This is a genomic window from Sphaerisporangium krabiense, assembly GCF_014200435.1.
Lineage (GTDB): Bacteria > Actinomycetota > Actinomycetes > Streptosporangiales > Streptosporangiaceae > Sphaerisporangium > Sphaerisporangium krabiense.
Genome location: NZ_JACHBR010000001.1, coordinates 6,251,036 through 6,261,289, shown reverse-complemented (window position 1 = coordinate 6,261,289; position 10,254 = coordinate 6,251,036). Strand labels below are relative to the sequence as shown.

Genomic DNA, 10,254 nt, shown 5'->3' with positions numbered 1-10,254 from the left:
CTCGGGCGCCGGGCGAACGACCATGGAGGTCGCCGTGACCCGATGCGACGTTCATGGATCACGGGCCCGCGTGCGCCTCACCCGGCGCCCGCGGGCCCGCGCTCAGCCGCGGGCCGCCAGGGGCGGGGTCAGGTCCTCCAGCGACCGGCCCTCGGCGTTCACGGCGAGCGCCAGCGCCACCAGCCCCGCGGCGATCATCATGGCGGCGGCGAACGCGTACCCGTAGAAGAGCCGGTCGGGGTCGGCGTGCCCGGGCTCGCCGATCAGCGCGCCGAAGATCGCCGGGCCGAGCGCGCCGAACCCTTGGGCGATCGAGAAGAACATCGCGATGACCAGCGCCCTGATCTCCAGCGGGAACAGCTCGCTGACGGTCAGGTAACCCGAGCTGGCCGCCGCGGAGGCGAAGAAGAAGATCACCGACCACAGCAGGGTCTGCGTGGTGGCGGTGAGCGCGCCCTGCTTGAACAGCCACCCCGTCCCCGCCAGCAGCGCCCCCGACAGCAGGTAGGTGCCGGAGATCATCGCCCGGCGGCCCAGCGTGTCGAACAGGTGGCCGAGCACGAGCGGCCCGGCGAGGTTGCCGAGCGCGAACGCGAACAGGTACTTGGAGGCGTCGTGCGGGGTGACGCCGTAGTAGGTGCCGAGCACGAGCACGTAGGTGAAGAAGATCGCGTTGTAGAGGAACGACTGGCTGATCATCAGGGTGGCGCCGAGCACCGTGCGCCGGGGGTGCTCGCGGACCAGCACCCGGGCGATCTCGGCGTAGGAGGGCGCGCCGCGCGGGCGGATCTCCAGGGTCTTGCTCGCGTCCACCGGCGGCAGCGGGCGCCCGCTCGCGGCCACCGCGCGCTCCACCGACGCCGCGGCCCGCTCGGCCTCCTCGGGGTGGCCGTGCATGAGCAGCCAGCGCGGGCTCTCGGGCAGGTGGCGGCGCAGCGTCCAGATGGCGGCGCCGAGCGCGGGGCCGATCAGCAGGCCGACGCGCCACCCCACGTTGATCGGCAGGATGTCCGGATTCAGCAGGACATAGGTGCTCGCCGTGCCGATCATCGCGCCGAGCCAGTACGTCCCGCTCACCGCCAGGTCCACCCGACCCCGGTACCGGGCGGGGATCAGCTCGTCGATCGCCGAGTGGATGGCCGCGTACTCGCCGCCGATGCCGGTCCCGGCGAAGAACCGGAAGAACAGCAGGAACGCCAGGTTCGGGGAGAACGCCGTGACGCCGTTGGCCGCCAGGTACAGCCCGAGGGTCAGCACGAACAGCTTGCGCCGGCCGAACCGGTCCGACATCCGCCCGAAGAACAGCGCCCCCGCGACCTGGCCCGCCAGGTACACCGTCGCGGTCAGCCCGACCTGGAACGCCGAAAGGCCCAGCGTGCGCCGGTCCTCCAGCACCGAGCCGATCGCCCCCGCGATCGTGATCTCCATGCCGTCCAGCACCCACGCGACCCCGAGCGCCAGCACCAGCCGGGTGTGGAACCCCGACCACGGCAGACGGTCCAGCCGGGCGGGCACCAGACTCCGGACGACCTCCCCCATGATCACCCAGCGTATCGGCCGATCACCCTGGACGCCCGGTCCCGCACCGGTGCGGGACGGCTCCGGCGCGCGCGGCGCCGGAGCCGTGGCCTGTCCTCAGGTGGTGGCGTGCCGGGCGTCGCGCATGGACAGCGACGGCGCCAGGTCCTCCAGGGAGCGGCGTTCGGCGTTCACCGCGAAGAACCACGCCACCACGCCGCCCGCCACCATCAGCGCCGAGGCGAACAGGTAGCCGTAGAACAGGCGGGTGGGGTCGGGGTGGTCCTGGTCGCCGATCAGCGCGCCGAAGATCGTCGGGCCGAGCGCGCCGAACCCCTGCGCCACCGAGAAGAACAGCGCGATCGCCAGCGCCCTGATCTCCAGCGGGAACAGCTCGCTGACGGTCAGATAGCCCGAACTGGCCGCCGCCGAGGCGATGAAGAAGATCACCGACCACAGGATCGTCTGGGTGGTCGCGGTGAGCATGCCCTCCTTGAACATCCAGCCCGTGATCGCCAGCAGCACCCCCGACGTGACATAGGTACTGGTGATCATCACCCGGCGTCCCACCGTGTCGAACAGGTGGCCGAGCACGAACGGGCCCGCCAGGTTGCCGACGGCGAAGGCCAGCATGAACTTGGAGGCGTCGCTCGCCGAGACGCCGTAGAAGGCGCCGAGCACGATGACGTAGGTGAAGAAGATGGCGTTGTAGAGGAACGACTGGCTGATCATCATGGTCAGGCCGAGGATCGTACGGGTCGGGTACTCGCGGAAGACGACCTTGAGGATCTCCCGGTACGTCGGCGAGCCGTGCGGGCGCAGTTCCATCGCCTTGCTCTCGTCCACCGGCGGGAGCGGCCTGCCGCTCTCGGCCACCGCGCGCTCGACCATCTCGGCCGCCTGCTCGGCCTCCTCGTGCCTGCCGTGCATGAGCAGCCAGCGCGGGCTCTCGGGCAGGTGGCGGCGCAGCACCCAGATCATCGCGCCCAGCACCGGGCCGATCAGCAGGCCCAGGCGCCAGCCGAGGTCGATGGGCAGGAGGTCGGGGTTCAGCAGGATGTAGGTGCTCGCCGTGCCGATGATCGCGCCGAGCCAGTACGTGCCGCTCACGGCCAGGTCCACCCGGCCCCGGTAGCGGGACGGGATCAGCTCGTCGATCGCCGAGTGGATGGCCGCGTACTCGCCGCCGATGCCGGCTCCGGCGAAGAACCGGAAGAACAGCAGGAACGCCAGGTTCGGGGAGAACGCCGTGATGCCGTTGGCCGCCAGGTAGAGGGCCAGGGTGATGATGAACAGCTTCCGCCTGCCGAAACGGTCCGACAGCCGCCCGAACACCAGGGCGCCGGCCACCTGGCCGATCAGGTAGACGGTCGCCGTGAAGCCCACCTCCACGGCCGTCAGCCCCAGCGTCTGCCGCTCCTGCAGCACCGACCCGATCGCGCTGGCGATCGTGATCTCCATGCCGTCCAGCACCCACGCGACCCCGAGCGCCAGCACCAGCCGGGTATGGAACCCCGACCACGGCAACCGATCCAGCCGCGCCGGCACCAGCGTGCGCACACTATCCATGGCGACCCGCCTCACGTCCAGGCATGCCGGAACAGACCCCCGACAGGCCCGCCCCGGCAGCGATGATGGCGAACCCACTGCCCGTCCGATCCCCGCCCTAACCAGCGGTTCCCCGCCGCAGCGGCGGGCGGCGGGCCCAGGTGGCCCAGCGCCAGAGCCACTCCAGGGGGCCTTGGCGGTGGCGGCGCAGCCACCGCGTGGACGCCGCCCACTGGGCGAGGAGGATCGCCGCGGCGAGCAGGAGCACCGTCGCCGTGGACCAGCCGTCCGGGTCGCCGCCGGCGAGGCGGGCGGCCAGCAGGACCAGGACCGTGGCGGACAGGTAGTTGGTGAGCGCCATCCGGCCGAGCGGCGCGAAGACGCCCACGAGCGCCGGCCGGAGCGGCGTCCGCAGCAGGAGCAGCAGCGCGCACACGTAGACGCCGGCCGTCAGCAGCCCGGCGAGGCCGAACCAGGAGCTGAAACCGTCCGCCCCCGAGGCCCCGGACCGGATCTGCAGCCACGTGACGGGCACCGCGCCCGCCACGAGGAGCAGGCCCAGCGCGGCCGGGACGCGGGTGGAGCGCTCGATCCGGTCGACCACGCCGTACCTGGTCAGCGCCGAGCCCAGCAGGAACAGGCCCGGCACCAGCGGGATGCCGTTGGCGCCGAGGATCGGCGGCGCCGCGATGAGCACCACGGCCAGCACCGCGACGGCCCGGCGCGGCAGCCACGTCGAGGGCAGCAGCACCAGCAGGCCGGCGACGGCGTAGATCGTCAGGATGTCGCCCCGCCACAGCAGGAACATGTGCGCCAGACCGACGGCGAGCAGCGCCAGCAGCCGGCGCACCAGGATGAGCCGCGGCCGCGCGGCACGATCCCGCGCGGACTCCAGCAGCAGCGAGAACCCGACGCCGAACAGCAACGAGAAGATCGGAAAGAAGCGCTGGTCGACGAACAGCCCCAGCCCGAGCCACCCGTCGTCCGCGCGCGCCGCCACCACCGGCTCGGCGGCCGACCCGACGTGGACCATGTGCGCGATCGGCTTCACGTTGGCCACGAGAATCCCGCACAGCGCGACCCCTCGGACGACGTCCAGCGCCACGATCCGGGCACGCCCACCCGGACGCGGCTCTCCCGCGACGGCGGCCGGTCGTTCCGCGTCGGGGACGACACCGAACGCTCCCGCCCTGGGAGCGGCAGAACCGGACGCCCCTGACACAGGAGCAGCGGCACCGGGCGACCCCGGCACGGGACCGGCGGACGTGGGCGGATCCGGCACGGGAGTGGCGGGGTCGTCGGGCCGGGGCCCATCGGGGCGTCGCCGGAGCCGGTGGTCCGGAGGGAGTTCTTCACGGGACATGGGCATCCATGGTGCGGGCCGGGAACGGCGGCGGCACCGGCCGGAAGCAGGGTTCACGGCGGGCGAGATCGTACTTCTGGCCGCTTCCGGAGCAGGAGCCGACGGCCTGGCCCGAGGCGGATGAAAGGCCGGAATCGACGAGCCGGCGGCGTAGAGAGCGAGACGACCGCGCCGGTGACACCGAGGCCGGCTCGGTGTCACCGGCGCGGAGACATGGCGCCGACGCTGGAAGTCCGTGATCACGGAGCCGACATGGACCAACGGGTGATCTTCTACCTCCGCCGTGCGGGTGCCTTCGTGGCACGTGTTCGCAGGCGAGGGCCAAAGCAGTCAGCACCATGGTGATGGATCAGGTCGCCGGCAGGTCCTGGGCTCGGGCGCGGTTCGTTCGTGAGCACCATCCCTGACAACGATCCTCATCCGGCTCTACCTTCCTGGGTTGAGCGGGAGGTCCTCCTCACGCCAGAGGCGGCGGCGGTACCCGGCTGGCACCGTGAATGAGGTGAAACGCGCACTCATCATCACCGCCCTGGTCCTCGCTCTGGCCGGATGCGGCTCCATCCCGCCGCAGCGCCTGACGGTGCCAAAGCCGACGGGACCGCATCCGGTGGGGACCGTCTCGGTCCACCTGGTCGATCAGTCCCGCCCGGATCCCTGGAACGGCTCCGGCAGGAAGCGGGAGCTGATGGTCAGCCTGTGGTACCCGGCCCGGGACGTGCAGGCCCACCCGGTCGCCCCCTGGATGCCGAAGGCGGCGGCGGAGCGGTACCTGGAGATGAACGACCTGGAGCCGGGCTCGGTGTTACTGGACAGGACCGACGGCCACGAAGGCGCGCCCGCCGACACGAGCCTGGGCAGACTGCCGGTCGTCCTGTACTCGCCGGGCGCCAACGCCTCGCGCGCGTACGGGACCGGCGTCGTCGAGGAGCTGGCCAGCCGGGGATACGCGGTGGTCACCGTCGATCACCCCTATGACGCGGCGGTGGTGGAGTTCCCCGGCGGCCGGGTGGAGGCGGGCGTCGAGCTGACCGACTTCGCCAAGGCGGTCGACGTCCGGGTGGCCGACGTGCGTTTCGTCCTGGACAGCCTGCCCTCCCTGGAGGAGAAGCTGCCCGGCCGTGACGGGAAGCCGCTCTTCGACCTGGCGCGGATCGGAATGTTCGGGCATTCGCTCGGCGGCGCGGCCACCTCCTCCGCCATGTACGCCGACCCTCGGATCAAGGCCGGGCTCGGCCTGGACGGCGCCGTCTTCGGCAAGGTCGCGCAGTCCGGTCTCGACCGGCCGTACATGGTGGTCGACACCGACGGGAAAGGCGGCATGGCGACCAATCCGACGCTGCGCACCTTCTGGGATGGATTGCGGGGCTGGCGGCTCAACGTGACGCTCAAGGGGGCGGCGCACAACTCCTTCGGCGACGACGCCCTGCTCATCCCCATGGCGGCCGAGCCGCTGGGGCTGGGAAAGGAGCAGCTCAAGGAGGTCGTCGGCACGATCCCGGCCGAGCGGGCGCTGGCCTTCCAGCGCGCCTACCCGCCGGCCTTCTTCGAGCAGAACCTGCGCGGCCGTCCGCAGGCGTTGCTGCGGGGCCCGTCAGCCGCCTTCCCCGAGGTCTCTTACCGCCGCTGACGGCACCTGCCTGTCGGCCGTGACCACGCCGCCCTCGTAGGCGGCGATGACGAGTTGCGCCCGGTCGTGCGCGGCGAGCTTGGCCAGGAGGCTGCGGACATGGGTCTTGACCGTCGCCTGCCCGATGCCGAGTCGCTCGGCGATCTGCGGGTTGGTCAGCCCTCGAGCCACCAGCGAGAGCACCTCCCGCTCCCGGCCGGACAGCCGGGTCAGCCTCGCCGCCAGCCGGGCCGGGATTCCGGTGGGCTCGCGCCGGGCGAACTCGCCGATCAGTCGCGTGGTGACCGACGGGGCCAGCAGCGCCTGTCCTTCCGCCACGATGCGCAGCGCCTCCAGCAGGTCGCCCGGCCGGGTGTCCTTCAGCAGGAATCCGCTGGCTCCGGCCCGCAACGCCCCATAGACGTACTCGTCGAGATCGAACGTGGTCAGCATCACCACCCGCGTCCCGGCGGTCACCGGGTCGGCCCGGATCAGCTCGGTGGCCTTGATCCCGTCGAGGCCGGGCATGCGGACGTCCATGAGCACCAGGTCGGGCCGGAGGCGCAGGGCCGCCTCCACAGCCTGCTCCCCCGTCCCGGCCTCGCCGACGGTCTCCAGGTCGGGGGCGGTGTCGATCAGCCTGCGCAGCCCCGCGCGCAGCAACGCCTGGTCCTCGGCGACCAGCACCGTGAACGTGCTCACCTCTCGGCCTCCCCGGAACCGCCTGGCAACGGCAGCCTCGCGCGAACGCCGAAGCCACCTCCGGGCTCCGGTCCCGCCGAGAACGTTCCCCCGTAAAGGATCACCCGCTCCTCCAGCCCGGCCAGCCCGTGACCCCCCGCACGCGGCGCACCCCCGCGACCGTCGTCGACGACCTCGACCACCAGCTCACGCTCCGCCCGGATGCCGACGGCCACCCGGCATCGGGCCGGGCCGGCGTGTCTGAGCACGTTGGTCAGCGACTCCTGCACGAGGCGATAGACGACGAGGGCCGCCTCGTCGCCGAGCGTGAGACCGGGCTCGATGTCGAGCTCCACCCGTACGTCGCCGGCCGGAATCGCCGCGACCAGCTCGCGCAGCGAGTCCGGCGTGTACGGCGGACCGTCACGGTCCCCTGAGGCGTCCCGGAGCAGACCGAGGAGGCTGCGCAGGTCCGCCAGCGCCTTCCTGCTGGTCTCCTCGATGATCGCCAGGGCCTCACCCGCCTCCTCGGGATGCGTGGCGGCGACGTGGTTGGCGATGCCGGCCCGCATGGAGATCAGGCCCATGCTGTGGGCGACGACGTCGTGCACGTCACGAGCCATGCGCAGCCGTTCCGCCGTAACCGCGGCCTGCGCCGACCGTGCGACGGCCTGCGCGGCGTACGCGCGCTGCTCCCGTACGGCAAGCCCGACGGTCCACGCCAGACCGAGCGCCAGCCAGGCGAATCCGCACCCCGGCACCGCCTCCGTCCACGAGGGCGAGCCGATCGCGGCGCCGGCGGCGGTCACCGCCAGCGCGGCCACCAGCGCCGCCACCGCCGTCCGGCGTGCCTCCAGCAGCGCCACCGCGTGCAGCGCGACCGCCAAGGGCACGAACGCCTCCTCCCACCCGGCGAACGGCGCGAACATCGCCGCCCCCAGGACCAGCGCGCAGACCGGCACCGGCCACCGGCGCCGCCCTGCCAGGGGCAGGCAGGCCAGCGCGATCACCGGCACGGCCGGATACGGCGGCACCCGGGCGGACTCCGGCACCAGCACCGCCGACACCGAGAACCCGGCGGCCAGGACAACCGCCGCGAACGCGTCGACGGCGACCCAGTGTCCCGGTCGCAGCCTGCGCGCGATCAAGGGACGCCGTTCGGCCATGCGCCCACCCTAGACGGGCAGGCCATGGGGCCGGGGCCGACGGCGTACGCGGACCGCGCTCGGGGTATGGGTCATGAAATGTGCCGGGCTGACCACGCTGCCGGTCGCGGCCAACACCCTCTACCCGCTGCTGCGCCGACTGGAGAGCCAGGGTCTGCTCACCAGCGAGTGGGACACCACCGAGTCGCGGCCCCGCAAGTTCTACCGGACCAGCCGCGACGGCATCCGGCCGGCTCGGGCGCCGCGCCGCGAGTGGACGGGGTCGACGCCGCCCATCGGGGATCTCCCTGCTCGGCGTGCGTTCGCGACGCCGTCCAGCATGTCGCCGGGGAGCGGTTCGTGATCGATCCCGCACGCTGGAGCCGGCCGGTACAGCCGGCACCACCACCGCGCCGGGCCCTGTGGCGGCGTTCAGGGCGCGTGGTGCGCCCGCCGGCAGGGCGCTCAGTCGCGGTAGGCGGCCGTCGCGATCTGGACGAACGAGCGGATCAGGGGGTTGGCGTCGCCCGCCTTCCACGCCACCACCACGCGGCTCGGCGCCATGTCGGCCAGCGGCACCACGGTCAGCAGGTCGGGGGGTTCGTGGCCGAGCGGGCTCATGCCGACCGTGCCGTTCCAGAGCACCGCCTGCAGGCACTCCTGGACGGCGCGCACCACCGGGCCCTCGCGAGGCTCGCCGCCGTTCCAGTACGACCGCCAGAGCGGGTCGGTGCCGTCCGGGAACTGGAACCAGCGCCGGCCGGCCAGGTCGGCCACCCTCAGGCGGTCGCGGCGGGCCAGCGGGTCGTCGGCGCGCAGCACCGCGCCCACCGGGTCGGCGCGCAGCTCGCGCACCGTCAGGCCGGTCTCCTCGAACGGCCCGCGGGTCAGGGCGACGTCGACGAGCCCGGCGCGCAGCCCGCACGTCGGGTCGGTCAGGTCGGTCTCGCGGACGCGGACCTCGACGCCCGGATGCCGCCGGCGGTACGCGGCGGCCAGCCGTGCCGCGCCCGGGTCGGAGCCGTCGCCCAGGATGCCGACGGTGATGGTCGCGGCCCCGGCCGCCACCGCCACTCGCACGCGTATCCGATCGGCCTGGTCGAGCAGGGTGCGGGCCTCGTCCAGCAGCACCGTCCCGGCGGGGGTGAGCGTGACGCCGGCGGCGGAGCGGTGCAGCAGGACGGCGCCGACGTCGGCCTCCAGCCGCCTGATCGCCCGGCTCAGCGGCGGCTGGCTCATGTACAGCCGGGCGGCGGCCCGGCCGAAGTGGAGTTCCTCTGCGACGGCCACGAAATAGCGCAGCGTGCGTAGCTCCATGACCGGCGACGATACCCGTACGGTATCGCCGCCACCTAACGGGACTTGGACGACCGGGCCGGGCCGGCGGTCGAATCGGAGCATGACCCACGACCCCATGACCAACGTGCCGGCGACCGGCGAAGCGGTGCCCGATCCTGGCGCGGAGATCGCCGGTTCACCGATACCCGACCCCGCCGTGCGGGTCGCCGGCGCGCGGGAGATCGCCCCCGGCCTGCTGGTGATCCCGGACCATCGGGCCGGGCTGGTGCCCAACATCGGCGTCATCGGCGGCGCGGAGGCCGTCCTGGTCGTCGAGACGGGCATCGGCGTCGCCAACGCCGAACAGGTCCTCGCCTTCGCGGCCGAGGTCGCCAAGGGCCGCCGCCTGTACCTGACCACGACGCACTTCCACCCCGAACACGCCGGCGGCGCCCAGGTCTTCGCCGGCGAGGCCACGTACCTGGTCAATCGCGCGCAGGCGGACGACCTGCGGACGAAAGGGCCGGGCTACCTGGAAATGTTCCGGGGTTTCGGCGGGCCGATCGCCCGCCGCCTCGACGGCGTCCACGTGCCCACCCCCGACGTGGTCTACGACGACGGGTACGACCTGGACCTCGGCGGCCGGACCGTGCGGCTGCGGCCCACCGGCCGGGGCCACACGAAGGGCGACCAGGTGATCGAGGTGCCGGACGCCGGCGTGCTGTTCACCGGGGACCTCGCCGAGACGGGCCGGTTCGCCATCTTCCCGTGGTTCCCCCCGCACGACACGGACGTCTCCGGCGTGCGCTGGCTGTCGGTGATGGACCGGCTGGCCGCCTCCGCCCCCCGGGTGGTCGTCCCCGGCCACGGCGATGTCGGCGGCCCGGAGATCCTCACAACCGTCCGCGACTACCTCCGCGAACTCCGCGACGAGACCTGGCTCCGCCGCGACTCCGCGATGGCCGTCACCGAGATCGCCGCCGAGGTCCACGCCCTCCTCCTCGAACGACACCCCGACTGGACCGGCCAGGAGTGGATCACGCCGAGCATTCACTGCCTGTGCGCCGAGCATGCCGCATGACCGCCCGCCCGTCGCCTCGGATCTCGGCGGGGCC

The 10,254-nt window shown here is 72.9% G+C and carries 9 protein-coding genes; 3 read left to right on the top strand and 6 right to left on the bottom strand.

The features are described from left to right. Positions 1-102: 102 nt before the first annotated feature. The 3 genes from BJ981_RS27420 to BJ981_RS27410 form a co-directional block, all read right to left on the bottom strand. Complete coding sequence (locus BJ981_RS27420) at positions 103-1,539, bottom strand: MFS transporter (protein ID WP_184615129.1); 1,437 nt, start codon at positions 1,537-1,539, stop codon at positions 103-105. Positions 1,540-1,635: 96 nt separating this feature from the next. Further along, positions 1,636-3,087 (bottom strand): MFS transporter, encoded by a 1,452-nt coding sequence (locus BJ981_RS27415; protein ID WP_184615127.1) that lies wholly within the window; start codon positions 3,085-3,087, stop codon positions 1,636-1,638. Positions 3,088-3,184: 97 nt separating this feature from the next. Continuing rightward, complete coding sequence (locus tag BJ981_RS27410; RefSeq protein WP_239139409.1) at positions 3,185-4,171, bottom strand: DUF418 domain-containing protein; 987 nt, start codon at positions 4,169-4,171, stop codon at positions 3,185-3,187. Between the two features lie 760 nt (positions 4,172-4,931). Between BJ981_RS27410 and BJ981_RS27405 the strand changes: the two genes are divergently transcribed. Next, entirely contained in the window at positions 4,932-6,056 is a 1,125-nt protein-coding gene (locus tag BJ981_RS27405) for an alpha/beta hydrolase family protein (protein WP_204070410.1), read from the top strand. Here BJ981_RS27405 and BJ981_RS27400 read toward each other — a convergent pair. Then, complete coding sequence (locus BJ981_RS27400) at positions 6,021-6,737, bottom strand: response regulator (protein WP_184615123.1); 717 nt, start codon at positions 6,735-6,737, stop codon at positions 6,021-6,023. The genes BJ981_RS27405 and BJ981_RS27400 overlap by 36 nt on opposite strands. Continuing rightward, positions 6,734-7,882 carry a sensor histidine kinase gene (locus BJ981_RS27395; protein WP_184615121.1) on the bottom strand — a complete coding sequence of 383 codons (1,149 nt, stop codon included), beginning with the start codon at positions 7,880-7,882 and terminating at the stop codon, positions 6,734-6,736. The genes BJ981_RS27400 and BJ981_RS27395 overlap by 4 nt, the downstream gene beginning before the upstream one ends. Positions 7,883-7,955: 73 nt before the next feature. Between BJ981_RS27395 and BJ981_RS27390 the strand changes: the two genes are divergently transcribed. Next, a complete protein-coding gene (locus tag BJ981_RS27390; protein WP_184615119.1) occupies positions 7,956-8,225 on the top strand; it encodes a PadR family transcriptional regulator in 270 nt (89 codons plus the stop codon). Between the two features lie 101 nt (positions 8,226-8,326). Here the strand turns inward: BJ981_RS27390 and BJ981_RS27385 are convergent, their stop codons facing one another. After that, on the bottom strand, positions 8,327-9,178 hold the full coding sequence (locus BJ981_RS27385) for a LysR family transcriptional regulator (protein WP_184615117.1): 852 nt from the start codon (positions 9,176-9,178) through the stop codon (positions 8,327-8,329). 82 nt (positions 9,179-9,260) lie between these two features. On the opposite strand from BJ981_RS27385, the gene BJ981_RS27380 reads away from it, so the two are divergent. Continuing rightward, entirely contained in the window at positions 9,261-10,220 is a 960-nt protein-coding gene (locus BJ981_RS27380) for an MBL fold metallo-hydrolase (RefSeq protein ID WP_184615115.1), read from the top strand. Positions 10,221-10,254: the final 34 nt, after the last annotated feature.